Origin of the sequence: Aliikangiella marina (assembly GCF_007004765.1) — a bacterium.
GTDB lineage: Bacteria > Pseudomonadota > Gammaproteobacteria > Enterobacterales > Kangiellaceae > Aliikangiella > Aliikangiella marina.
In genome coordinates, this window is record NZ_VIKR01000002.1 from 789,750 (window position 1) to 815,365 (window position 25,616).

Sequence of the window (25,616 nt, forward strand, 5' to 3'; positions counted from 1 at the left end):
AAAGGAGAGGACGAAATGGATACGCTACGGGCCCTTTTGGCAATGGGAGTTTTTTGCTTAAGTTGCTATCTTGTTTTCGATCTATTTAGTTCTGGGTTTAGCTGGATGATTCTTGTGGCTGCAATTGCAGGGTTTCTTTTAGTCCATTTTATCTGGCCAGAAAATAAACATCATGACGCTTGGTACGATGCCTTTGAGCTAATCTTTGATTTACCCTATCAACTAACCTCTCGCTTTTTGCGGGCAATTTTCAAGGGTGGCAAAGATAGCGATATCGATATAGGCATTGATCTTTAATGGTGATTGGCTGAGTATCACTCATTGAAAACTTGAGCTTGTGGTTTGATTTTTTTCGGTCAATTTCTTTTTTCTTAGATTGTTAGTCGCGATTGATATTTAACTTTAAAGATTCTTCAAAGCAAACCTCGCTGGGCTTAATTTTTGTGATAGGTCGTTGGGTAGTGGTGATAAATCATTTCGAATTAACGCACTCAAATGTTCAGCACAGAGTAAAGACATCAATAGTCCATGAGATCCATAGCCGGTATTTAACCAAAGCCCGGGTCGATTATATGTCCCCAAATCTTGCCACGCGATTCTACGTTGACCGAGAGCCTTGAAGCTCTCCTCAAGCTTATCGTTGTCTGGGACACCGCCGACGAGCGGGAGTCTGTCACTTGTATGGAGTCGGTATCCCACTTGTCCAGCTAGATCTTCTTTTTCTTGTGGGGGAGGAAGCGGCAACCCTAACTTGCTGCCGAGTTCGCCGAAACGTTGCCTTAATGCCGTTTGGCTATCGCGACGCAGACTTTCGTCTTCGAAATCATCGAAGGTTGAACCAAGTAAAAACTGTTGATTGCCTTGAGGAACCAAGTATTGCTGTTCGCAAATTAAGTGGTTTAACGATCGAGCCAGTTTTTCTGATTCAAATAAATAAGTTTGTCCTCGAGTCCAATGAGTAAACTTGTTCGAGAACGCTTCAAGTTGGTGACGACTCCTACCACCACAATAGACAATGTGTGAATAAGTTTTTATCGATGTCTCTTGTGAAGTGCAATTATAAACTTCTATCGCTCGCTGTGAAGTTTTTGAGTCGGATATTGATTTAACTTGGTGGCGATAAAAAATTTCAACACGTTGAGCTGGAGAAAGCGCAATGAATAATTGACATAGACTTGGGATATCAAGCGCGCAAGCGTCGGGAAAAAAGACGCTAGGTAATGTTGACTTAAAGGGTTGAATCCAGTTATCTAAAGTTAAACTTCTACTCAGTGTGAGGAGCTGGTCACGTTGGTCGTTGGTCTTTAAAACCCGCTGCAAACCTTTGTTAATGATGATACTTTGTCTTTGTCGGGCGTCTAATTCATCGAGAAAATTATTTAAGCGTAAATAAGCTTGCCAATGTATTTGACTGGTAAAGTTAAAGTCAGTGGTTAGCTGAGGATGAAAAATACCTGCGGCCGCACCAGAGGCTCCTTGTGCTAGTTCATTGTTCTCGTCATATAAATCAATAGCAATACCTTGTTGACTGAGTACAAAAGCAAGACTGCATCCGGCGATACCTGCGCCGATTATGGCTATCTTTGTTGGCTCGGGTGAATGACTCAAATCAAACCAGGGTTTATCGTACTTGAGGTTTATAAAGCCACGTCTTAAATTGTTATCGGGTGCCGCAGCGAAATCAATAGCATTGCTCTTGGCTAAACCCGAACCTAAACTTGAATCGATCTCAGTGTCATCATTCACTTGTGCAGTCAGCATTTCTCGCTTTCGGCCAAACCCTTTGCGTTTATGAATTGAAAATCCGTATTTTTTGAGTGGGGTTTTTATTGAAGCGGCGACGCTAAAGGTCGAAAGACGGGTGCCTCTTTTTGATAGCATGCGCACTTTTTTAATAACATCTTCTGCCCACATACTGGCATTTTTAGCTGGAGCAAATCCATCTAAATACCAGTGGTCAAATTTAATTTTATTGGCGTGCGACACTGATTCCATCAATAAATCGTCAAGCGCTTGCTCAACAGGCATGAAGAATAGTGTTAAGGTTAAATTGATATTAGCGAAATTAAACTGGTGTCGACCGAAAGTTGCGGAAGGGTACTGCCCAACCAATTGTTCGCTATATACTTTAAACTGAGGCCAATGTTCGCTTGCTCGTTTGAAGTCGTCGACTCGCAATGGTCGCTTTTCAAATGACACAAAGTGAAGATGTTTTTTTTCTCCAGGATTCAATTCATGTAAGAATTTTGACCACTTTTCTGCGGTAATGAAAAAATTAAGGCCAGTTCCAAAACCGAGTTCGCCAATATAAAAACTATCACCCGTTGACAAGTGCCAGTCGTCGGGCAAATGGTTTCCATCAAGGAAAACGTATTCAGACTCGGCTAAACCATCTTCAAGTGAGAAGTAAATATCATCAAACTCGGTACTAAATGGTAGGCCGTCACGCCACTCGATAGTTGCAGGTTTTATTTGGGCGAACTTGTCGAGATGCGCGCTGGACATTGTAAGTTTAAATTGAAATTTAACGAATTAAATTGAGGAATTCTGCTCGAGTTTTTGATTTTTCTCTAAACGCACCCAGCATAACAGAAGTAGTCATGGTAGAGTTTTGTTTTTCTACCCCACGCATCATCATGCACATATGCTTGGCTTCTACAATTACGCCGACTCCAGCTGCGTTGGTCACTTGCATAATGGCTTGCGCAATTTGCTTAGTCATATTCTCTTGAATTTGCAATCGGCGGCCAAACATATCAACGATTCGTGCTATCTTAGATAGACCTATTACTTTACCTGTTGGTAAGTAAGCAACGTGGCATTTGCCAATAAAAGGTAATAAATGGTGTTCACACATTGAATAAAGCTCAATATCTTTAACGATAACCATTTCATCATTATCGGATTCAAATATTGCGCCGTTGACCACCTCGTCCAAGGATTGATGATATCCCTGAGTAAGAAATTGCATGGCTTTTGCGGCCCGCTTAGGCGTATCTAACAATCCTTCTCGAGACGGATCTTCGCCGAGTTCAGTTAATATTTCAGAATAAAGTGTGGTTAATTTTTCGTTCATGTATCACTCGTTTGTTATAAAGCCCGAATAACGCGGCCTTGTTTATTGTAGTCGACCCGCTTTTAATAGCCAAGCTGGTTACGGATTCGTTAACAGACCACATTGATACTGCTCAGTGACCTAGCGCTTACCAGGTAAATCTAAAGTTAGCCCAATGCTAACCAAAGACCGACTCCAATCATTAAAGTCCCTGAGACTCGATTCATTGTTTTGACATTCGCCGTATTGGATAACAGTTGTCGCAAAGTTCTGCCACCACTTGCATACAAAGTCATGAACATGAGTTCGGACATGAGTATAATTGCAATCAAAACACTCAACTGCGGCACCATCGGATATTCGGGATTGATAAAAGGCGGGAGTAGTGAAATCGTAAATGCCCATCCTTTAGGGTTTGCGATTGCTGCAATAAACCCTTGGGTGATCAACTCTTTGGCTGATATTGATGCATAAGCATCACTATCGGTTTGAATAGCCATCCGGCCCTTCGAACGCCACATTTGCATTCCAATATAAATCAAATAGGCACCGCCGAAGTATTTGAGGACCAAAAATAGGTTAGGATATTCTAACATTATTTTTGCGACACCAATTACCGCGAGCACCGATACGATAGCGACTCCAATTAACTCGCCCCACATCATCCAAAATGTTCGGCGTAGGCCAATGGACATCCCAAGAGTCAGAGCTAAGGTCATGCACATACCTGGCGTTGCAGACACCACTAGAAAAGTTGGTATAAAGAGCGCTAACAGCGTGAAGTCTAGCATGATTGATATCGACGCAATGAAAAGTTGCGCGCATTGTACGTGAAAAAGGCGTGTTTCCAAAGTTTGATTAATAACTAATCTCTATAATATCCCAAAAAGGAGCTGTAGAGCTTACCGGTGATTATCGATAAAATGGGAATCGATTGTTGATAATGCTGGAAGTGATAGTTGATAAAAACCGAAGTGAATGTAGAAGAAAAGAAGCACATTGGTTTCTCTGACTTTAATTATCGATCGCAAAGAATTCCAGCAAACAAATTATAGTGAGCCACGTTTTAATGAATCAAAAAAAGCTAAAAGTTTTAGCCGATGAAAATATGCCGCATATCGATCGGTTATTATCGAATATAGCAACGGTTGTGAGAAAGTCAGGCCGCGAGATAGTGCGAGACGACTTAATTGACTGTGATGCGCTTCTTTGTCGCTCGATCACAATGGTCGATGAAGCATTGCTACAAGGAACATCAATTAAGTTTGTTGGCTCGGCGACGATTGGCATTGATCACCTCGATACAGAATGGCTTGATAAAAATCATATTCATTGGACCAACGCCGCAGGATGTAATGCGGCTGCAGTTGTTCAGTATGTTTTGAGTGCTATTTCGCTGTGGGTAACCAACACTCATCAATCAATAGAAGAATTGAAAGTTGGAATTGTTGGAGCGGGCAATGTTGGCAGCGGTTTAGCACGAGCATTGCAGATCTTGGGAGTTAAATATCACTTATGTGATCCGCCATTAGAAAGAGCCGGGGATAAGAGAGCGTTCACAGATTTTGAGTCAATTTTAAAGTGTGATGTGATTACTTTTCATACACCACTCTCAACCAGCGGACAGGATAAAACTTATCACTTACTCGACGAGCAACAGTTATTAAAATTAAACCGTAATCAATTAGTGATTAACGCTTCGCGAGGTGGCGTGATTGATAATCAAGCATTAAAAAATTATTTAACAAGTGAGCAAGCAGCCGCTTTTGTACTTGATGTTTTTGAAAATGAGCCGGATATCGATGTCGAGTTAGCAAAATATTGTCTATCAGCGACACCGCATATTGCAGGGCATACACTAGAGGGCAAATCAAGAGGTAGCTTTATGGTGTATCAATCGCTTTGCGAAGTGTTTGGATATAAGCATGAGACGACTGAGCAATCACTCTATCCAGTAAACAATCAGCTTGCTTTTCAAAAGTCATTCGACTTACCTTCGCTGTTGCTGGCCATTTATGATATCAAAAACGATAGTGACCGTATGAGGGAAAAGGTTGGCCTTAACGGAAAAATTTTTGATCAATTAAGAAAAGGATACCCCAATTCTCATAAAGTGTTTCCAAGGCGAGACTATTCAGGCTGGGAATTAAAAGTCAGCACGAGTGAAACCGATAAGTATGGGCTCATTGAAAAAATCCAGCGGTTGTTTTCGGACAATAAGGGCACAGCTGGCACAGCGAGAAACGTCAAAGCCTAGACTGCGAGACTTTCACGCAGTTTCGACCCGCCTCTTTGGCTTCATAAACCGCTTTGTCGGCAGCATTAATTAAATGATTTTGAATGTCTTCAGCGTTTGCTGCTTTTTGTGGATCAGGCTGCCAACTGCTAACGCCAAGAGATATCGTTATTTTGAGCGGCTGCTTATCCGATCCAATAACTTGTAATCGAGCAACCGTTTGCCGGATCCGCTCGGCTATTTCATTGGCTTGAGTGGCATCGCTATTAGGAAGTAGTACTGTAAACTCTTCACCACCAAACCTAGCTAACGTGTCCGACTTTCTTAACAGGTTATTAATCGCATCAGCAACCGCTCTTAATGCTCTATCACCAATCGAGTGACCGTGAAGATCATTGATTTTTTTAAAGTAGTCGATATCAATAAATAAGCAGGAAACGGGAAAGTTAGCGCGAGTCGCGCGAGCGATTTCTTTCGCTAGCGCTTGGAAAAAGAAGCGACGGTTTTTAGCTCTAGTCAGCATATCGACCAAACTCAAATGAACGAATCTTTCTTGGCTAATCGAGTTTTCGATGCAGACGCTGATGATTGAGCTCATGTGTTGGAGAAAGTTAGTCGCTAGTTGATGGTGAAAACGTGATGGGTCAGGACTACCCATGTGGAGGCTGCCAATCAATTTTGTACCACGCCATAGCGGTAAAACCGCGGCACTTTTACTGAGCGAAGGCTGCCCGGCAAATAGCCGTTGAATGAATTCGTCACTGTGAGTTAAGCGGGTTTCTACTTTGGATTGGTAAATTGAAGCAACTTCAGATTCATCGTCAACGTAGCGTAAGTCTTGATAATCAAGCTCGCCGTAAATTTCATCGAGTAACCGTCTTATTTCCTTATCAGGATCAATGATGACTAATTCCACTTGGCTCAAACTTAGCTTGTGCTTTAAGTCAAAAAGTACGCGATTCATTAAACTTTCAAATGTTTGAGACTCCAAAAAGAACAACTCAAGTTGATAAAACTTATCTTGCGTTTGTTGATTCTTATTGGCGCTATCGATGAGTTGGCTAAGGGTGTTTTGGAGTCGCTTATTTTTCTCGATTAGCGACAAGTGTTGGCTTGCGGAAACCCAATTTTCACTTTCGGCTGGCTCAGTAGAGTTTTTTGTTTTTCCGGCTTTATCCATAGAACTCGATGAAATCGCTATCTGGAAATTCCCAAAACCAAGGTTGTTGTTGCGGCGAATTGTTATTTTAAGCGCCGATAATGAAAGAGTGTGGCACAAAAGTACGAATAATTCTGTGAAATTCAGGCCAAATAACGACTTTATTCTTACGCACAAATAATGACCATTAATCAAGTAAATATCTCATTTTCTACCACTAATCGAAATTTATGGTATAAATGACCTATTCCCAACTATAATTGGAGAGTGCAAATGACCTCGGTCATTGCTATTCCAACACCTTAGAACACTATCACATGGCAGAACAGGACAGAGATAACGAAACCGTCGAAAAAGTCACTTGGTCGTCACACAAGTTGGACGAAAGGAGTGCCAATGACCGTCGTTCGGGGACTGATAGACGTCAGATGAAAAGCGGGCGCATGATTACTGTACCTGACATGCGGTCCGGTATTGACCGCCGTTCTGGAGAAGACCGCCGCAAAGTGCGCTTGACTATCACAGGTAGAGCGATCGACATTTAGGGCTATCGATGTCTAGAGCTATCGATGTCCAGAGTTATCGATGTCTAGAGCAGGTGTTGCGAGAGAATTCTTAATTTCAGCATTTGGCATTTATTCTAAAATACTAGTTGATCAAGTAGTAGTTGTTTTGCTAGTATCTTCCTGTTGAAGACATCGACTCGCAGTAAGATTTGATCATGACAGGATAAGTCCAGGAAAGGATTTTCATGTCACGCCCAGGCTTTTCTCCACAGAAAATTTTATCGTCACTGGGTGGGCTCTCGTCAAATCTTCTCGATAGAAGCAATTTTAAAACGAGTTTTCGTTGTGCATTGCACAGGGGTGTGGCGTTTCTTTGGGATTAATTCGAAAGAGGCAGCTGTGTTTTAGCAGTGTTTTTTTCTCCAAGAATACGATCAGTGCATTTGATTGTTTGTCGAGAGTCGTTGTTTTCAACCCTATTTAGCGCTTAATGCATTGCGTCAATATTGAGCATTTAGTTTGTATCAGTGGACACATTAATGAGCGCCAATTTGGTTTAGCCGAAACTTGAATCCTGAATCTTGAAATTTACAAACTTAAAACCTGAAATTCGAATCAAGCGACTTCGGTTTATTGTTTAACAAACGATATGCTGAATGAATAATGGACTTTTGTACTGTTGTTTCAGGCGTAAAACAGTTGTAATCGGCGTAAAATAGCGGTTAAAGGCGAGAAAACACCATGCCACAAATCGAGCAGTATATTGATCAAAATATAATCAGTTGGTTGCTATTAACCAGCGGCTTGATAATTCTGATTGGCGTCCTTTATCTCGTCTTCATTCAACGGCGAATGATTCATCAATACCGGGGACAAATCACAGACGAAGTCGCTGCGGCTAACGAAATTTTTATTCAGAATCAGCATGAAATGCTCACCATGTTGAGTCGACTAGAAGGCCACATTGATAATACGCAAAAACGAATATTCGATTCGTTGTCCCAAGATAGAGAAAGGCAGCTTGCAGCGACTGCAGCGTTGCGAGTCGAATTAGAAAAGCGTTTTGCCGATTCCAGTTTATCTCTCAACAATAATCTGCAAGAGTTTAAACACAAAATTGTCGAAAGATTTGAGCAATTAAAGGGGATAACAGAAAGCTCTCAGAGAGAGCTTAAGCAAGCCGTCATTGGACAACTCAAGCAGTTTGGTGACCAGCAGAGCGCCGCTGTTTTGCAAGAACAAAGTCAAACACGAGAGTTAATTGATTTAAAAATTCGTAACGGCTTATTAGATTTGCGAAAAGATTTAGATCGAAGTATTGAGCAACAAAACCTCACCGTAGCAAACAGTATCAAAGAACTGACTGAGAGTACCGATAATCGCTTGAAAGAAATTAGTGGGCAAGTGGAGCGGCGGCTTGCCGAAGGCTTTGATAAAACCAATCAAACCTTTACCGATGTACTAAAAAGGTTAGCGTTAATCGATGATGCACAAAAGAAAATAACGGAGTTATCTGGCAACGTCGTCAGTCTTCAGGAGGTTCTCAATGATAAGCGTTCTCGCGGTGCTTTTGGTGAAGTCCAGTTGAATGCATTAATTAGTAACGTTATTCCCAAACGGCACTACCAAATTCAGCATAAACTTTCCAATGACAAAGTCGCTGATTGCGTTCTGTTGTTGCCTCAACCCACAGGCAAAATTGCGATTGACGCGAAATTTCCGCTTGAGAGCTACCGACGAATGACGGATGTTCACTGCGCGGAAGCGGACCGGCAGTTGGCAAGCAAGCAGTTTGCTCGAGATATTAAAAAACATATTGATGATATCGCTGATAAGTATGTCCTTCCACCTGAGACTGCTGAAGGTGCGGTTATGTTTATTCCTGCCGAAAGTGTCTTTGCAGAGATCCATAGCCATTTTCCGGAACTCGTCGAGATGGCACATCGAAGGAAAGTTTGGCTGGTATCGCCAACAACCTTAATGGCGATATTAACTACCGCAGCGGCGGTCATCAAAGATGAAGCGACTCGAGAACAAGTTCATATTATTCAAGAGCACTTGAATGCGCTAGGCAAAGACTTTACTCGTTTTCAAGATAGAATGGATAAGCTTTCACGCCATATTAGTCAAGTCAGTAAGGATGTAGAGCAAGTACATGTTTCTGCACGAAAAATTACTTCGCGATTTGATAAAATTGAAAAAGTCGAAATGTCTAAAGAAATGGTTGATGACGAAAGCTTATTAGAAACTCGCTTTTTATTATCAGAGTCCAATCTTGAGATATCTGATCGCTAAATTTGTCTCAATCTTCACACTTTCATCTGCAAATAGAATTTTTGTTCACTCGCCAGATAAATATCGACTATATTTTAAATAACGGAAATGACCAATAAGGTGCAGTAATTTGAGCATCCCCAGTGCAATTATTGAACAACTCGATGAGCAATCGATTGCTTTTGAAACGATACAACTTGAAGAACCTTTAAATAACCTACTCGCAGGCCAGTTTCTCAAGGCTGACGCTGACAAGCTGTTGAGAGTGATAGCTTTGAAAGATCAATCTCGGCGTTTTTTCGCGGTATTACCTTACAACTCACTGCTAGATATGAAGGCAATCGCAAACGAGTTAAACGCTGAAGTCCAAGTACTTGAGGGCAGTGAGAGTCAGTCACTCTTCGACTCAATTGTGTCTCAACCAAGTTGCCCACCATTTTTGTCAGTGGTGAAAGCGCCCATTATCGTCGATAAAAGCGTTTTTGACATGTCACAGATGATTTTAGAGAGCGGTAATCCTAGTCTACTGATTAGAATCAAAGGGGAAGATGCGAAAGCGATATTTCAAAATTGTGAGGTTTACGACTTTGCGGCGAGCCCCGACCGAGTGTATGCAGGGAGAGATTCTCAAGCTGACTCTGGAGAACTGGATGTCAGTTTCACGCCGATAAGAATTCGCCAACGTGTTGATGATACTTTTGACTTGCCGGCTATGCCTGAAATCGCTCAGGACATTATGAAACTGAGGGTAGATCCAAGTGCGGATGCGACTAAATTAGCTCAGATTGTCAGCCGTGACCCATCTTTGGCAGCGCAGGTTATTAGTTGGGCGAGCTCTCCTTACTACGGGTATCAAGGTAAGGTCGATTCAGTTGAGACAGCAGTGGCGCGTGTGTTGGGGTTTGAGTTGGTGATGAATTTAGCGCTTGGGATTTCGATTGGAAAATCCTTGAAGGTTCCGATGGATGGCCCGCTTGGAGTACGAGAATTTTGGAAGCAAGCTATCTACTGTGCCAATCTTTCGGAAAAGCTTTGTCGTGCGATGCCGGTCAAACAGCGACCTGAGCGGGGGTTAATCTATTTGAGCGGGTTGCTTCACAATTTCGGCCATCTGCTGCTCGGGCACATTTTTCCGCCCCAATTCAACCTGATTAATTCGACTATTTTGGCTAACCCTCAGATAGCAGTGGAGGACATTGAGTTCTACGTTCTCGGTGTAACCCACGAAGAAATTGGTGCTTGGCTGATGCAAAACTGGCACATGCCGGATGAGTTGATAGTCGCAGTTCACCGCCATCATCAAGAAGAATTTTGGAGTAAGCATGCGGTCTATTCCAATTTGGTCTTGGTATCAAACCGCTTGCTCAAACGATTAAACATCGGTGATTCTCTGCACACTGTTATCCCGCAAACGACACTTGAGTTGTTGTCACTGGACATTAATGACGTTGAGAATGCGTTAAAAGACATCGAACTTGAATCCGAGACACTCGATATCATGGCGAAACAGCTGGTTGCTTAATCAGCTGTTGGTCAATTTTTCGCTTCATTATTTTGCACTCTTTTAAAAATAAGTCCTTGTTATTGGTATTTTTGCATCGCTTCTTTAATGTTGTTTGTTGCCTTTAACGCAATATCTGAGTCATCTAATTCAGTTAAAGTTCAGCTAATGAACACTATACTTTATCCATGCTAAATTGTTAGATTGGGTATCAACTAGTACATGGTTTCACTATTTCCCAATTGTAGTGAGTGTGATAGCATGCTAACAGCATGATATAACTAGATTTTTCCTACACGAGACGCCGATGAAAAAGTTCAGTTTGATGTTAATTTGTTGCTTCCTGCTTGCCGGGATAAGCGGCTTTGCTGAAGCGGCTGATAGAAATAGCGCTCGCGACAAAAAGAAAGAGTCTTGTCAATTAATATCCAGTAGTGAAGCTGCAGGAAGAGCCCAAGCACGGACCGGCGGTAAGGTCGTCAATGTCAGGTTACAGCGAGCAGGAAAACGCTCCGTTTACAAGGTCCGAGTACTGGTCGGCAAAAAAAGAATCAAAAACGTTACCATCAAAGCTTGTAGATAATCTAAAGAGACTAATGAAAGTATTAATTGTTGAGGATGAGCTTAGGCTCAGGGAAAACTTAGTGGCATCTTTCAAAGATGCTGGATTTGCGACTGAAGCTGCTGAATCTGGTGAGGACGGACTGTTTTTAGCGGAAGAGTATCCCGTGGATATTGCGGTCGTTGATATAGGTCTTCCTGGCATGTCTGGTTTAGAAATGATTTCTGCGTTGCGTGAAAAAGGCAATGCCTTGCCGGTTATTGTGCTCACCGCACGGGACTCTTGGCAAGATAAGGTCGAAGGATTGTCGACAGGTGCCGATGATTATATGGCGAAGCCCTTTCAATTTGAGGAGTTATTAGCCCGATGTAATGCGTTACTAAGACGCACTGCAGGATATGCCTCGCCGACTATAAAGTTTGCCGATATCGAGCTTGATACAATGGCTCAATCGGTCACTAAATCAGGAAAATCCATTGAATTGACGGCCTATGAATACAAAGTCATCGAATACTTATTTTTAAATCCTAAAAAAGTGGTTTCTAAAACTGAGTTAACCGAACATATCTACGAGCAAGACTTTGATAGAGATAGTAATGTTCTTGAAGTTTTTGTCGGACGTCTTAGGAAAAAAATAGATCCGAACCAATCGCTTAAAATCATTCAAACGCTTCGTGGTCAAGGTTATCGGTTGAATCCTGACTATCTCGATTAATCTATGCAGTCGCGATCAATCACAAAGCGCCTTAAGTCGTCATCCCTCGTAAAGCGAATGCAATCTTGGTCGCTCAAAAAACGCATGACCGTGGTGAGTTCGGTTATCTTGGTTGTCGCATTCTCACTAATCTATTTTATCGCCAAGTCGGCGTATACCGCAGCAAGTAAATCCCGATTACAGGAGAGCCTGGTCGCGCAGATCTATGCGTTGATGGCTGTTGCTGATGAACAGGATGGGCAAATTACCTTGCCCGAAATCATGCGGAATGATCGTCTTAATCACGTCAACTCAGGGCTGGTTGCTTATGTACTGGAAGCCGATGGCGACTTAGTTTGGCGATCTCGGTCAAGCGATTTGTTTTCGATCTTACCAGACATTTCTCAGGACTATTCATTAACCGAACTCACTGTATGGCGAATTGAGTCCTACCGAATGTTTTGGATAGGCGACACCATCATCTGGGAACATGAAGATGGTACTGAAAGTGAATATTTATTTTTGATTGGAGAAAAGCGAACGCTGTTAACGGCTGCGGTGAGAGAGTTTAAAAGAGAAATCATGTATTGGTTGTTTTTAACTGCGTTTATACTAATTGTTGTCCTCGGGTTTGCACTCAATATTTCTTTGCTTCCACTAAGAAATGCGCAACGACAAATTGAACTGATTAGCCGAGGTGATGCAGAACGAGTCGAAGGTGAGTTTCCGGCGGAGTTGGCACCATTAACCTCTAGTATTAACCGGTTTATTGAAAGTGAAATTAATCAGAAAAAGCGTTATCGAGACACGCTAGGTAATCTAGCTCATAGCCTTAAAACGCCGCTAGCGGTCGTTAAGAGCGAGATCCACCAACTGGGGGAATCGGCGAAACAAGTTGAGTTACAAAAGCAAATTGAACGCATAGATGATATCGTCAAATATCAATTGAACCGTTCCGTGGTAACGGCGGGTCAAACGATGAAACGAAAATCTTTGGTAGAGCCCGAAGTTAAAAAGATTGTTGATGCACTGAATAAAGTCCATATGTCAAAGGGACTGGAAATAACATATGAAGTCGCGGAAGACTGTTATTTCCCTGGTGAACAGGGAGATTTGATGGAGTTGGTCGGCAACCTGGCGGACAATGCCTGCAAGTGGGCAAATAAGAAAATCAATATACAGGTGAAGCATTCAAACCAAAATTTAATCATAGCCGTTGAAGATGATGGTACGGGTATCCCTGAAGAAAAAAGAGCGCTTATTTTAGATCGGGGTAAGAGACTCGATCAGCAAGCTGAGGGCCAAGGTCTTGGGCTTTCAATAGTAATGGATATAATCAAGACTTATCAAGGTCAGATAAGAATTCTTGAGAGTCAGTTGGGCGGTGCTGAATTCGAGTTAACTATACCTGTTTAAATTTTAACTTAAACTTTAATGGCGTGTCTTCCCAATCATCTAAACTAAATCAAAAAACAACAACCGAACAATTACAAAATAGCATGCAAATCCTTCAAGCAAATCTGAGCGATGCCGCTGAGATACTTAAGTTACAACGAGCAGCATATCAGTCGGAAGCGGAACTGCATAATGACTTTGATATACCGCCTTTAACCCAATCACTCAGCGAATTAGAACAAGAGTTTGCGCGTAAGAAAGTAATTAAGATAATTGACAATGAAAAGTTGATTGCTAGTGGTCAAGTTCACTTGGAAGGAGAGACTTGTTATATCGGGCGAATGGCCGTTTGGCCTGAATTACAAGGACAAGGAATTGGCTCGAAATTATTATCAGCATTAGAGTCATTTTTTCCAGAAGCGAAGCGCATCGAATTGTTTACCGGTGAAAATAGTAAATCAAATATCGCAATGTACCAGCGACGAGGCTATCAAATTTTTAAAGAGTCGCTTTTGGGTAAAACCAAAGTTCTTTTCTTTGAGCGAATTCTCACTTAAGTTCTCTCTTGTGTAAGTTTAATCTGAGGGGATTATTTACCTGAATTTTGTTATCTTTGTTTTGGGAAATGAATTGTTGCACCTTTTACACAGATAGCCATTGTATGGTTTGGTGCCTTAAGAAATCGCTTTAAATCGACACGAGCAGCCCTTTTAAATTGTATTTAGAAGTTTCCAGAGTTATACAATGAATATTAGAGAAGTAGATATAATTAATTTAGAAGATACTATATGGCTTGGAACTAAATCCATTGGTGTTCCAGCTTATGATTTTACATTCGAGCCTTTGTTTAGTTGTCGACGACCGTATCAATTCCCTAATGAACAAAACATTATTGGAAGAGTAGGTGCATTTCATGATTATCAAGATGCTTATAAAAAATTCTCAGAACTTGGTTTTATGTTGATTAACAATGTTGAACAGCACTTTCTGGCGAGCGAGTTACCTGAATGGTATCCAGTTATTGAGCAATATACTCCGAGAAGTGTTTGGTATGAAGAAGTACCAAGTGCAAAAGAAGTTGAGTCAAACTTTGATTATCCGGTTTTTATTAAAGGAGCAAGACAAACAGCTAAGCATAAAGAAAGCCTTTGTGTTGCTCGTAACAGAAAAGAATGTGAAGCTATCTTAAAAGAATACCAAAAAAACGCTATTTTACATTGGCAACAACTAGTATGTAGAGAATTTTTGGAGCTAGAACCTATAGAGGCCGCTAGTACTGAAAAGGTTTCACCATCATTTGAGTTTCGAAGCTTTTGGTATAAAAACAACCTTGTTGGAGTTGGTCATTATTGGTCCGAATTTGTACAGTATAGTTGGAACAATGAGCAAGAAGCAGAAGCTCTGAGAATAGCTTCTAAGGTGTGTGACCTGTTGAATGTTCCATTTTTAGTCATAGACCTGGCCCTTACAAAAAATGGAAATTGGGTTGTAATAGAATGTAATGATGGTCAAGAAAGCGGATATGCTGGCATAAATCCTATCTCGCTTTGGAAGAATATTGTAGATATTGAGAGCGAAAACTAAGACGCTCAATGATAGTTTATCAAGACTGGCTCTGTACATCACACTGCTGACGTTGGTGGTTTTGAAAACTGAAAATAGCATGTAAAAAAGCGGCCGCTCACCGGCCAACAATATATAGTCACTAAAGCAAATGATACCCGTAAACAAAACAGCTCAAAAGAAAATATTTTTAATGGTGATACTACCAATAATTACTGTTGTTGCCGGTTTAGAGATGTATACAGATTATAGAGAGGCTTATAATTTTTCAGCCGATGGAGTTGTGGTAGAAGCCAGCTGGAATACGCCAAATCACAATATACCTTTATTTAAAATCAAAACGGTAGATACGATAAAACAGTTTCACCATGCGCAGGTTATCTTAGAACCTGATCAGATTAAGGTAGGAGACTCCTTTAAAAAGGCGCAGGGCTCTAAAGACTGTATAATTAATGGTGATAGAGTAAAATGTGTGAAGTAGATGTTGGGCTTGGACTCAAATCATCACGTTCTTGCCCGTCACGGGTGCTAATAACAATATGGATAATAGTAAAAGCAGTCGTTCAAATTAAATAAAAAGGAAATAATGGACATCTTCGAATTAAAATACCCTTTCGCATATTTTCAGGGAACGCTAACGAGTTTTTGTAGGGGTGATGAATATACTTTGTCTTATTTCGGTGGTCCTAGTCTCAAGAAAATCCGAGGTTTAAATTATGGGCCGCGCGGCTTACATCATATTGCTACCATTAATGGAAGTGACATAGGATTGAGTCAATTTGGAATAAGCTCTGTACCATTTTACTTTGGTATGTGTTTTGATGGGTGTGAACTGGAGTATTCGACACATTATTCAGGTGATGTAAATATCGAGAAAATGGATCCAGTTGAATCATCTTCTAGTTGGCCATACCCTTCGTATCCGGATTACCTTCCTTATTTTCCTTTAACAGTTGAGTCAACTTCAGTGATATCAAAAAATGAATTCAGCGAAAGGGTATGGATGGAATTGTCAGAGGATGAACTTGTCTTTGTTGTACCTACAAATCCAGAACTAAACTTCTCTATGTGGGGGCCTGACGGTGATGCTGAGGGCGTAGAGCTAAGGTTTGTGTATAATCCTTCTAAAGAGTACATGAAAGTTAATGCTGATTGCAGTTAGGTGAGAGGCTCGAACCATCACAAAGCCGCCTCTTGTAGTGAATAAATAGCAAAATAAAAGCGGACAGTCAGCAAGTCAGACACTCTTATGATTGAGAGTGTAAAATAAGAACTAAAACTCTGTTATAAATAGGTCTACTTATGTTGCTTCGTAGAATCTACATTATGTCACTTGAACACCCTGGAATCGGTTTTGTTGGTATTCTGGGTAAAGTGGGGCTTTATCCTAGTCTCGAAGATTTAGACTTGTATGTTCGAGGTTATTCGCAATGCCTTTTAGATGCTGGTTTAGATGACTGGGACGGTGGTTGGTCCGATTTTATTGAATGGTTAAGAGAAAGAGATCATTTTCCTACAAAAGGATGGGCTGCCAAAATTATTGAGGAAAAAGGAGATGGAGAGCGAGCATTCAATTGATTTAAAGAGTTGTTGTTTGAATACCTTGAGTCTGAGAAACCTAAATGGTTTTTAGAGTTTAATCTAGAGATACAGCCAAGTGCTTGGTGGGGTTTAGAAGGAAGTGGGGATGACTACTCAAAGTATAAATCCGTACCTAAAAAAGCTGATATAAGGATAGAGAAACATGTTCATCTCGCTAGTTAGTTTTATTGGTTGTAGAATTTTAAGGTAGTTTACATCACAAAAGCGACGTTCACCTTGATAAAATAGAGTAGTAAAAGCTGTCACTAAGATTGATTGAAAGGTTAGATAATTGGGAAGCATTAAAGAAAAGAATGAAATTGCTAAACGAGGCCTTTCTCTAGCTTCGGAGCTCGACAAACTCTCGAAAAAGTATCATGTTAAATCTGATATACATGAAATGCTAGCTTGGGAAGCTGATATTCTTAGAGCGAAGTCTCGTAATTTAGTAGAAGATTGCGGAGTCAAGGAGAACTTAAGACTCTCGGCTTTTCCAATTAATAGTGATTCGAATGCCGATAAAGAGCTATCGGATATTTCAGTAAAGGTAAAAAAATTTCATGATGACTATAGAATAATTAAAGACAGTCACTATTAGGCAAATGACTTATACAAATTTGCGAATATCGCCTGGTCGACAGTATCAAGGTGATTTAAATTAAACTACTCAAGTGAAAAACTTATTGGTTTAAAGCTTGAATTAGCGAATTGGTCGATTTTCAGGTAATCGATAACCTTCTCGTTTAAGAATAAATCCAAGGTTATGTTATCGTTGGTACTTAGGTAGTGGATAGATACAAATGCCGTATGCTCGATACACCTTTAACCCATTTTGATTTCAGTTTATCAGCAAACGATTGAATGAGATGAAGGGGCCCAACAGCGCGGTAGTAATTACGACCATAGTGATTAACTTGATTAAGCCAATTATCTTGGTTGATATTGAGCCGTTGAAATATCGGCTTTAAGTGAGTGGGAATTGTGGCTTTATCCGGATGAATGATTGATTGGCCGGTCCATTCAACCAGTTCAATATAGTCTTTTAGCGGCATTACCATGGTTCTTTGTCTGACCTTACCTGCAAGTGACTCTACTACTTGGTTTAATGTTTCTTCGGTCATCGAGCATACTCGTGATTGAATGCTGGTATAGTCACTCTCTTCCAGTTTATCGGTTATCCCTGCTCTAATGGGGTTAAGGTCGACATAGGCCATACACGTCAAAGCAGCCGATTCGTCTAACAAGGCTTGAGAGGTAAACCGAGACTCCCAGAAGTGTCCTTTGACAAAGTCTTCTTGATTACTGCGTTTAGCAATAGGCTCATTAATACAGCGCATGAGCCATGAGATTGAGCCCAAGCGTTGTCGATACTCAGCTAACAGTGTTTCATCATTGGCTATTGCTTGTAGTCTGAGTTCTCGCTGGAGTTTAAATTGAGGGTTATCTAGTTTACCAGGAAACAGTTGTAGCCAGCGCTCTGCGACTTCTAAATCACTCCACTGACACGGTCCGAGAGGGTCAGAATAAATCACTAGATGATAATGGTTATGCATCACGGCATAACTGTAAACTTCGATAGAAAAGATAGTAGCGAGTTGTAATATTCGATGTTCAATCCAAGCGCGGCGATGTTCATAGGATATCCCGGTCTCATCATCCACACCACATAAGAAAGCCCGTCGAACACAACGGGATATCAGGTGATAGTAACCGGCGTTTTGAGAATCAATCAGGTCACTGCGCTTGATGGCCATTATTGCTCCTTAATCAATGAATTCACATTATCAGGAAAAGAACCTCATAAAAGAAGGCGAGAATAACACCGAGACAACTCAGAGATTGAAGATTGATAGCGTGAGTGATTGTCGATATAGTGACTGTCAGTGATTGTTTTCTGTTGCATTTGGATTTCCTTCGGCCTCAGTCGCGATTACTGGGTCTAAATTTGTGTTAATTCTACCTGTCATATTAGGGATGCTATCTATAGTATTGGCAACACATATAGTAACTAAAAAACTGAGAGTTTTTTAAAAGAGTTGGCTAAGCGCAAAAGACTGCTTTGACAGGCTCTGTTCATCACAATATGCACAGAAACAATAAGTAGCGATTACTGTGGGGTGACATAAAAACTGTCACTTGATAATTAAGAGTTAGAAAAGGGAGTCCAGTTTTGGATGGAGCTGTTCCAATATTGATCGTATTCGCAATTGTAATTTTTATTATTAATTTTATAACTAATCTTGCGCAATTAGCCGTTTCAGTTCGTAGAACATTTAAAACGAATAAAGCATATAAAGTCTCGATGGCTAATGTTATGCTCATGGCTAGTGGGTGCATGGTTGGATTTCTTCTGTTAAATTCTATTGCAGAATACAAAATAGCAACATTGTCCATAGCGATGTTCTTTATATCGATATTGGTCTCCGTAAGAATATCGAAAACAACAGATAAATCATTGAAAGGGTAACCATAAGTAAGGAGCGTGGTGGATCACAACATCACGAAGGGGCCAGTTGTGCAGAAAAGTGATATTTGGAAAAGCGGTCAGTCAAAATACAAGTGATTCGTTTTTTAGTCGAGGGAAGTTAAATGCCATATAGGATGAATGATAAACAGTATGAAGCTGTATTGGCGCTGGACAGTGCCGAGCGATTTGAGCATTTTATTAGTAAGGTTGCAGATTGGGAACAATTGTGGGGTGTAAAAAGCGAAGAAGGCTGGCTTGTGCCAATTGCTCCAGAAGAGTTCGAGTATTTTCCATTATGGCCTCATCCTGAGTACGCGCAAAAAATAACTGATGAAAACTTCCCTGGTCATCAAGCTGTTGAGATTAGCCTAAATGAATTGTTAAGCCATTGGCTTCCACTTTTTGAAGAAGATAAAGTAAAAGTTGCTGTATTCCCGAACAAAGAATGGATGTTTTGGTGTATCGAACCACAGGGTCTGAAAGAAGAGTTATTAAATGAATTGGCAAAATATGAATAAAAAAGTGATAGAGTACAAAGCTAATTGTGCAGCATGAATTATCACTGACCTTTTCAAATGAGATTGACAGGCAAAGTGCATCACATTGCTGCCTTTAAGTGATTAATCTTGAATAAAATAATCCACCACTCGCTAACATTAGTAATCTAACACTTATACTTAAATGAAGTTGATGTATATGTGAGTATAAATAGCTGATTACTTGATTTTTTTTTCTTTATAAACATAACAAGTTGAAGCTAGGATAGTTTTATTCAGAGGCGTTAGTCATCATATTTAATACAGTAGAAAAGGACAAATAATGTCATCAAGGGAAGAAAGTTATTTCATTAGAGAAGCCAAATCTATTCTAGCTCGAGATGAGCTGATATTGACTTTTGGCTATTTTCGAAGTGCAGTGGCGAGATACGGTGCTGCTTCAATCATTAGTGCTGTTAAAGCAAATGGATATTTCCTAGCACAAACAGAATCGAATCTACTTGTGATTGAAACGCGAGCGCCTGCGTTTAGAAAACCTTTGATGGAGAATAATAGGAGTTATGTGATACCTATTTCAAAAATTAATAAAATCATTACAACTCCCGAATATTGTCAAGTAGAATATTTCGATGGCGATGTTTTGGTAATTCAGCCATTCACTTCAACAAAATACTTGTCTAAGCAGAGTGATTTTATAAATTGGCTTATCAAATCTGGCGGACAGGAGTGTTCTTTAGAAGAGGTAGAGAAGTTTGGCAGTAGAGAACACAATAGAGACAAGTTTGCCCTTTGGTTCATATTTGCAATTTGTAGCTTTATTCTTTTGTCTATCTTGTTGATACCGGTTTGATCGAAACACCCCTAATATGCAGAGTCGTCCATGCAACTACTAAGCATGAGTTGAGCAGCCGCTTTCAGGAAGCAAAATCAATATCAAATTCTAAAATTTCAACGTCTCCTTTATGGCAATTTTTGTCTAACGCCCCCCGTTAATATTCCTCTTTCCAAGTTGTGGCTCATACCATCAGTGTTAAACGTTCTTAACGTTAATATGTCAGATCGAGTCTGGGCTAAAACGACTAATAATATGTGAATAAGACACAAAACCCGGAATGTTGTTGTTTGTGCTCGTCACTCATTTTAAGATGTCGTGTTAGTTTGAAAAGAAGGTAGACTAAACGCGTGGCATTTAAAATTCATCAGCATCGGAAGTACTTTTTATTAAAGTATTCGGGCCGGGTTGATAAAGACTTGATTATCCAGTCCTATTCAGGTTTGTTTAATGAGCCCAACTTTAACAGTGAAAGCCATACGATATGGGATTTTACTCAATCCGTCCTTGATATGTCGCTGGAAGATATTAGAAATGTCGCGGAGGCGGTTGTTTCTGTATCAAATAAACGGTCAAATTCTGCGCGCTCGGCATTTATTGTTACCGATCCGAGTGACAAAGCGATTATTGAAACTTATATCACTGAAACATCACGATTCCCCGTTGAGTTTGAAATATTCGAGGATATTCGAGAAGGCGAAAGTTGGTTGATTGAATCATAGCGCTCATTCCATCGAATAGTTTTTAAGCTGAAGGGATAAGCCCCAAAATAGAATGCAATGAAACAAGTAACTAATGAAAAAGACGGCAAGAATGTCGACACCTCACAAACAAGGCTTTCTCCGGTCATTAATGCGCTTTTTATTGGCTTTCTCGTTGGAATAGTGACCTACAGCATATTCAACAATGCATTAAGCTTGTTGACCTTGATTCCACTCTATTTTATCTACAGTTTGGTAAAATCATCAAAAAACAATCGCGACCAATCTTAGTAACAATACTATTAGTTCTCGGATTCACGAACGATCCAACCAGATAAATAACCAATACGCTGAATACTGAATGTGCAATCTCAGTCAGCCGGTGTCATATTTTAAAATAAACCCAAATTTATACTCTCAAAAGGCGTCTTAGGAGGTTTTATCGCCTGAAAAGCGCAAAATCAGTTGTTTTTCACAATAGGATTAATGATGGAAAACACAAGTAGCGTTAAATTGTTTGGGGTAGTTTCTTTAGCGAGTGTGTCGGTTATAGCAACGTTGGTTGGCTTAAGCGATTTTCGTGTGGTTAATGCAATGATTGTCGTTCATGTACTTCTGGGAGGCCTGGCATTCTTAGTCGGCAGTATTGCTTTCATATCAACCAAAGGAAAATCAATTCACAAATTGACCGGGCGAATATTTTACATCGTAATGACTACCTCAGTCGCTTTTTCACTTATAGTTTCGATGCAACCCAATCACGTGAGTCCATCATTATTTCAAATAGGGGTGTTGACGCTTTACTTTTTGATTGGCGGAAATCGAAGCCTTAGTTACAAAAACGCAAACCATTGCTTATTAATTGATCAACTGCTCGCTATCACAGTAGTTTTAGTTAGTGTGATTGTCATGTTTTATTCGGTTGTTCTCGACGGAGTCTTTTTTCCTTTGCGAACGGTATTTGGCTCAATCGGAATCGTTTTCGGCGTTTTAGACTTGGTTGTTTTCAGCAGGCCCCAAGTAGCTGAGAAAAATTGGTTAATCTTACATCTCTCTAAAATGGTCGGTGGATATACCGCAGCAGTGACTGCATTTTTTGTTGCTCAGAATCTTTTAACCGGTTACTACAATTGGTTTGTCCCGACAGTATTTGGTTTGAGTTACATCGGTTATTGGTTGGTGAAGTTAAAAAGTAAGCGACCAATGACTAATCGAGTAATGAAAAAGATTAAATTAGCAAAATAAGTCAATTAGTTACTTGCAATACGTTTATTGAGAGGTTTTATGGAAACCATCAATGGAAAATACAACGCTGTTTCAATGTGTTCAGAGGTTAACAATTTATGCTACAAATTCAATACGGTTGGTCCACGAAATTGGCTTCTTGGGTTAAATTTTCGATACATTATTTACTCATGCCTTGTTTGGCTTCTCTTTGTTTCAACGCGACCGCGAGCGCTAGTGTCGAAGCCGCAGGTATCTATCAACAAGCTGAACAAGCATTGCTTGATAAGCAGTACCAAACTGCAGCGGCACTCTTTACAAAATTAGAGACTGATAGTCAGTTTAGCCGTAAGGCACAATTTGGAATAGCCAAAGCAGCTTTCTACCTTAATGAGCTTGATCGGGCAGAGGAAAAGATCGAAGCGCTTTTAACTCAGTCCAATAACAATCCTGAATATTTATTTATCGCTGGAAGAATTGCGGGTAAGCAAACTCAATCAGCAAGCATATTTACCAAGTTGGGTTATGCGAAAGATACCAAAAGATATTTTACCCAAGCGCTAAAAATAAATCCTCATCACCAAGCGTCATTGATTGGGTTGATTCGATTTCACCAACAAGCACCAGTGATGGCAGGTGGAGATAAGGCGGCGATCCCGCAGCTGATTGAACGATTAAATGCAGTAGATAAACGGGCTGCATTCCCTTTTCAAGCGCCCGAACTACTCGAGAACAATAAAATTAGCGATCTTAAGCTATTGTATGATAAGGCGTTAGACACAAAATCAACAGTCGATGTCGGCGTGTTTAAGTATGACTTTGCTTTGTTGTTATCAAGTTACAAAAATTATCGGTGGGCCTGCGATGCGCTGAATTCAATTGATCTGAATCGTTATGATGAGAAACCTGACTTTGCAGCGATGAGACTTTATCAAATCGCTAAATGTGCAGCAGAGTCTAATACGACTCTCGAGTTAGGGCTGGATAAAATTGTTGAGTATTCAAAACTGCCGAAAGACCAGCGTACAATTCCTAGCGACTGGATTCAATTTAGACAGGCACAGTTGACGTTTTTAATAAATAGTACTGTGGAAAACAAGCGAACGCTTCAATCGATCGGTAAAAAAACATCCGATAAAGACTTAAAAAAGAAAATAAACCAATTTTTAAAATCTGCTAGTGTCTCCGTTACCGCAAAGGCAGCACTCCGCGAAACGGGTTAACTGGGGATATTTGAGCGATGTCACGGTCAAGGTTTAATCCGAAACCTTGGCCGCCGTGATAGTTTTTTGCCATGAAAAGCATGGATTGTCATGGAAAACATCGATGGTTGCTTATTAAATTTGGTGACAAATTCATGCTGTTTTGCGCAATTAACTGTGTTAATATAACTACTTATACAAATAGTGTTTCGCAAAGCGTAGGTGATGCGCAAAATCATCCATATCGATATGGATTGTTTCTATGCTGCGATTGAGCAAAGAGATGATCCGGACCTAGCCAATATGCCTGTTGCCGTAGGGGGAAGTCCCGACGGCCGCGGTGTTGTTTCGACTTGTAATTATGCAGCGAGACGATTTGGAGTGCACTCAGCAATGCCGGCTGCACAAGCACGTCGGCTCTGCCCAGAGTTAATTTTTGTTAAAACGAATATGGTAAAATACAAAGCCGAATCAACCAAGATAAGGGAAATATTTCATCGTTATACCGAGCTTGTTGAGCCGCTTTCTCTTGATGAAGCTTATTTGGACGTGACTGATTCTCCGCATTGTCATGGTAGTGCAACTTGGATAGCACAATCCATTTGCAAAGACATTGCCGATGAAACGCGGCTGACGGCTTCAGCCGGTGTGGCGACGACAAAATTCTTGGCTAAGGTTGCAAGCGACTGGAACAAGCCTAACGGAATTAAAGTCGTTTTACCCGAAGAGCAAATGTCATTTATCGATCAGTTGCCAGTAAAAAAGCTTTATGGTGTTGGTAAAGTGATGACGGCAAAACTTGAATCGATGGATATTTTCGACTGTAAAGAATTACGCCAAGTTGAACTTAACGTGCTAATCAAAAAATTTGGCAAAACGGGCAAATATTTATATGACCTTTGCCGTGGGGTAGATAAGCGCCAAGTTAAGCCACGCTCTGATCGAAAGTCATTGAGTGTTGAAACCACGTTTAGTGAAAATTTAAGCGAATGGCAAGATTGCGAAAACACGTTACATCGATTAATTTCAAATTTATCGAGAAGGCTTGGCAAAACCGATAAGATTGAAAAAATCCGCAAGGTATATGTGAAAGTTAAATCTGAGAAATTTGAAATTCATTCTGCAGAATCGATTTCAATCGGCTTGGATATTCCGCTTTTGGTAAGACTATTGAAACGCTTACGAGAACAATACCCAGAGCCGATTCGATTGATGGGGATCGGCGTTCGTTTTCCACAAACGCCGCCCAAAGACCAATACCAACAAATCGATATTCCTTTTTAGGAGAATCGCATCAAGCAAGTACTTTTTTGCTGGCTCTAACTAATCTTTTATCGCATTCGTTGAGCGCCATCAATCCGAATGACCGTACCATTTAGCATTTGGTTTTCATTGATATGTTGGACTAAGCTGGCAAATTCGTCGGCATCACCAAAACGCGGTGGAAATGGAATTTCCGCGGCAAGTTGCTGGCGAATTTCGTCGGGAACTTGCGCCATCATTTGCGTATCAAATGTTCCTGGAGCGATGGCCATACATCGAATTCCAGAACGAGCGAACTCTCTCGCTAAAGGAAGCATCATACCGACGATGGCGGATTTAGTTGCGGAGTATGCGACTTGTCCGAGTTGACCCTCAAACGCTGCGATGGAGGCGGTATGAATGATAACGCCTCGCTCATTGTTGACCGGATCATTATTTTGCATGTGGCGTGCAGCAGCTCTGGTGAGTAAGAACGAGCCGACAAGATTGATATTGACGACTTTTTGAAAGTAGTCAGCAGGCATCGGGCCTTTTTTACTAATGACACGACCAGCGCCCAAAATTCCGGCACAGCCAACCGCCAAATTGACTTTGCCAAAATGCTCGGCTGCCTTATCAACTGCTGCGTCAACTTGCGCTTCATTGCTGATATCCGTCTGGATAAATAACAGTTGTTCAGGGGCTTGAGCAGCGATCGCTTCGCCTTGTTCTGCGTTTAAATCAAGTATTGCTGCTTTTCCACCTTGGTCAACGATTCGTTTAGCCACGCCTAGGCCGAGGCCTGATGCACCACCACTGATAACCGCGACCGTATTTTCAAAAGACATAAGTAATCCCCATTGTGAATGTTGGCCGCTATTGTACCAAGATGATTAGCCTTGACTAGGGCGAAAGGTCGGACTTT

The 25,616-nt window shown here is 40.8% G+C and carries 27 protein-coding genes; 21 read left to right on the forward strand and 6 right to left on the reverse strand.

From position 1 onward, the window contains the following. Positions 1-15 precede the first annotated feature (15 nt). Positions 16-297 (forward strand): hypothetical protein, encoded by a 282-nt coding sequence (locus FLL45_RS09795; protein ID WP_142941835.1) that lies wholly within the window; start codon positions 16-18, stop codon positions 295-297. Between the two features lie 105 nt (positions 298-402). Here the strand turns inward: FLL45_RS09795 and mnmC1 are convergent, their stop codons facing one another. The 3 genes from mnmC1 to FLL45_RS09810 all read right to left on the reverse strand — a co-directional run bounded on the left by mnmC1 (position 403) and on the right by FLL45_RS09810 (position 3,846). Then, positions 403-2,505, reverse strand: a complete 2,103-nt coding sequence (gene mnmC1 / locus FLL45_RS09800) for an FAD-dependent 5-carboxymethylaminomethyl-2-thiouridine(34) oxidoreductase MnmC1 (RefSeq protein WP_142941836.1) — start codon at positions 2,503-2,505, stop codon at positions 403-405. Positions 2,506-2,524: 19 nt separating this feature from the next. After that, positions 2,525-3,076 carry a GTP cyclohydrolase I FolE gene (folE, locus tag FLL45_RS09805; protein ID WP_142941837.1) on the reverse strand — a complete coding sequence of 184 codons (552 nt, stop codon included), beginning with the start codon at positions 3,074-3,076 and terminating at the stop codon, positions 2,525-2,527. 146 nt (positions 3,077-3,222) lie between these two features. Continuing rightward, the gene (locus tag FLL45_RS09810) at positions 3,223-3,846 is read right to left on the reverse strand and encodes a LysE family translocator (RefSeq protein WP_210247152.1); all 624 of its coding nucleotides are present in this window, start codon (positions 3,844-3,846) and stop codon (positions 3,223-3,225) included. A 278-nt stretch (positions 3,847-4,124) separates the two neighbouring features. On the opposite strand from FLL45_RS09810, the gene FLL45_RS09815 reads away from it, so the two are divergent. Continuing rightward, positions 4,125-5,312: a DUF3410 domain-containing protein gene (locus FLL45_RS09815; RefSeq protein ID WP_142941838.1), complete on the forward strand. Its 1,188-nt coding sequence runs from the start codon at positions 4,125-4,127 to the stop codon at positions 5,310-5,312. On the opposite strand, the gene FLL45_RS09820 is transcribed toward FLL45_RS09815, so the two are convergent. Next, complete coding sequence (locus FLL45_RS09820; RefSeq protein ID WP_142941839.1) at positions 5,302-6,471, reverse strand: DUF484 family protein; 1,170 nt, start codon at positions 6,469-6,471, stop codon at positions 5,302-5,304. The genes FLL45_RS09815 and FLL45_RS09820 overlap by 11 nt on opposite strands. A gap of 296 nt (positions 6,472-6,767) precedes the next feature. On the opposite strand from FLL45_RS09820, the gene FLL45_RS09825 reads away from it, so the two are divergent. From FLL45_RS09825 to FLL45_RS09880, 12 genes are all read left to right on the forward strand, one after another. Then, complete coding sequence (locus FLL45_RS09825) at positions 6,768-6,995, forward strand: hypothetical protein (protein WP_142941840.1); 228 nt, start codon at positions 6,768-6,770, stop codon at positions 6,993-6,995. Between the two features lie 702 nt (positions 6,996-7,697). Beyond that, a complete protein-coding gene (locus FLL45_RS09830) occupies positions 7,698-9,251 on the forward strand; it encodes a DNA recombination protein RmuC (protein WP_142941841.1) in 1,554 nt (517 codons plus the stop codon). A gap of 109 nt (positions 9,252-9,360) precedes the next feature. Then, on the forward strand, positions 9,361-10,752 hold the full coding sequence (locus FLL45_RS09835; RefSeq protein ID WP_142941842.1) for an HDOD domain-containing protein: 1,392 nt from the start codon (positions 9,361-9,363) through the stop codon (positions 10,750-10,752). A gap of 286 nt (positions 10,753-11,038) precedes the next feature. Next, a complete protein-coding gene (locus FLL45_RS09840) occupies positions 11,039-11,314 on the forward strand; it encodes a PepSY domain-containing protein (RefSeq protein WP_142941843.1) in 276 nt (91 codons plus the stop codon). A 13-nt stretch (positions 11,315-11,327) separates the two neighbouring features. Beyond that, complete coding sequence (locus tag FLL45_RS09845; RefSeq protein ID WP_142941844.1) at positions 11,328-12,008, forward strand: response regulator transcription factor; 681 nt, start codon at positions 11,328-11,330, stop codon at positions 12,006-12,008. A gap of 57 nt (positions 12,009-12,065) precedes the next feature. Next, positions 12,066-13,403, forward strand: coding sequence for an ATP-binding protein (locus FLL45_RS09850; RefSeq protein ID WP_185964398.1), 1,338 nt, complete (start codon positions 12,066-12,068; stop codon positions 13,401-13,403). An 83-nt stretch (positions 13,404-13,486) separates the two neighbouring features. Next, positions 13,487-13,939, forward strand: a complete 453-nt coding sequence (locus FLL45_RS09855; protein ID WP_142941846.1) for a GNAT family N-acetyltransferase — start codon at positions 13,487-13,489, stop codon at positions 13,937-13,939. Between the two features lie 187 nt (positions 13,940-14,126). Beyond that, positions 14,127-14,966 carry an ATP-grasp domain-containing protein gene (locus FLL45_RS09860; RefSeq protein WP_142941847.1) on the forward strand — a complete coding sequence of 280 codons (840 nt, stop codon included), beginning with the start codon at positions 14,127-14,129 and terminating at the stop codon, positions 14,964-14,966. 130 nt (positions 14,967-15,096) lie between these two features. Then, on the forward strand, positions 15,097-15,426 hold the full coding sequence (locus tag FLL45_RS09865; RefSeq protein WP_142941848.1) for a hypothetical protein: 330 nt from the start codon (positions 15,097-15,099) through the stop codon (positions 15,424-15,426). Positions 15,427-15,531: 105 nt separating this feature from the next. Continuing rightward, positions 15,532-16,107 (forward strand): hypothetical protein, encoded by a 576-nt coding sequence (locus FLL45_RS09870; RefSeq protein ID WP_142941849.1) that lies wholly within the window; start codon positions 15,532-15,534, stop codon positions 16,105-16,107. Positions 16,108-16,271: 164 nt separating this feature from the next. Beyond that, positions 16,272-16,523, forward strand: a complete 252-nt coding sequence (locus FLL45_RS09875; protein WP_142941850.1) for a hypothetical protein — start codon at positions 16,272-16,274, stop codon at positions 16,521-16,523. A 295-nt stretch (positions 16,524-16,818) separates the two neighbouring features. Then, positions 16,819-17,124 carry a hypothetical protein gene (locus FLL45_RS09880; protein WP_142941851.1) on the forward strand — a complete coding sequence of 102 codons (306 nt, stop codon included), beginning with the start codon at positions 16,819-16,821 and terminating at the stop codon, positions 17,122-17,124. 181 nt (positions 17,125-17,305) lie between these two features. Here the strand turns inward: FLL45_RS09880 and FLL45_RS09885 are convergent, their stop codons facing one another. Beyond that, entirely contained in the window at positions 17,306-18,280 is a 975-nt protein-coding gene (locus FLL45_RS09885; RefSeq protein ID WP_142941852.1) for a transposase, read from the reverse strand. An 847-nt stretch (positions 18,281-19,127) separates the two neighbouring features. Between FLL45_RS09885 and FLL45_RS09890 the strand changes: the two genes are divergently transcribed. The 7 genes from FLL45_RS09890 to dinB all read left to right on the forward strand — a co-directional run bounded on the left by FLL45_RS09890 (position 19,128) and on the right by dinB (position 24,733). Next, positions 19,128-19,511, forward strand: a complete 384-nt coding sequence (locus FLL45_RS09890) for a DUF2750 domain-containing protein (RefSeq protein ID WP_185964399.1) — start codon at positions 19,128-19,130, stop codon at positions 19,509-19,511. Between the two features lie 301 nt (positions 19,512-19,812). Continuing rightward, positions 19,813-20,340: a hypothetical protein gene (locus tag FLL45_RS09895; protein WP_142941854.1), complete on the forward strand. Its 528-nt coding sequence runs from the start codon at positions 19,813-19,815 to the stop codon at positions 20,338-20,340. A 332-nt stretch (positions 20,341-20,672) separates the two neighbouring features. Next, positions 20,673-21,044: a hypothetical protein gene (locus FLL45_RS09900; RefSeq protein ID WP_142941855.1), complete on the forward strand. Its 372-nt coding sequence runs from the start codon at positions 20,673-20,675 to the stop codon at positions 21,042-21,044. Positions 21,045-21,101: 57 nt separating this feature from the next. After that, positions 21,102-21,314: a hypothetical protein gene (locus FLL45_RS09905; RefSeq protein ID WP_142941856.1), complete on the forward strand. Its 213-nt coding sequence runs from the start codon at positions 21,102-21,104 to the stop codon at positions 21,312-21,314. Positions 21,315-21,512: 198 nt separating this feature from the next. Next, positions 21,513-22,268, forward strand: coding sequence for a DUF2306 domain-containing protein (locus FLL45_RS09910; protein ID WP_185964400.1), 756 nt, complete (start codon positions 21,513-21,515; stop codon positions 22,266-22,268). Positions 22,269-22,366: 98 nt separating this feature from the next. Further along, the gene (locus FLL45_RS09915) at positions 22,367-23,470 is read left to right on the forward strand and encodes a tetratricopeptide repeat protein (RefSeq protein ID WP_142941858.1); all 1,104 of its coding nucleotides are present in this window, start codon (positions 22,367-22,369) and stop codon (positions 23,468-23,470) included. 204 nt (positions 23,471-23,674) lie between these two features. Beyond that, positions 23,675-24,733 carry a DNA polymerase IV gene (dinB, locus tag FLL45_RS09920; protein WP_185964401.1) on the forward strand — a complete coding sequence of 353 codons (1,059 nt, stop codon included), beginning with the start codon at positions 23,675-23,677 and terminating at the stop codon, positions 24,731-24,733. Positions 24,734-24,780: 47 nt separating this feature from the next. Here the strand turns inward: dinB and FLL45_RS09925 are convergent, their stop codons facing one another. Next, the gene (locus FLL45_RS09925) at positions 24,781-25,539 is read right to left on the reverse strand and encodes an SDR family NAD(P)-dependent oxidoreductase (protein WP_142941860.1); all 759 of its coding nucleotides are present in this window, start codon (positions 25,537-25,539) and stop codon (positions 24,781-24,783) included. Between the last annotated feature and the right edge of the window lie 77 nt (positions 25,540-25,616).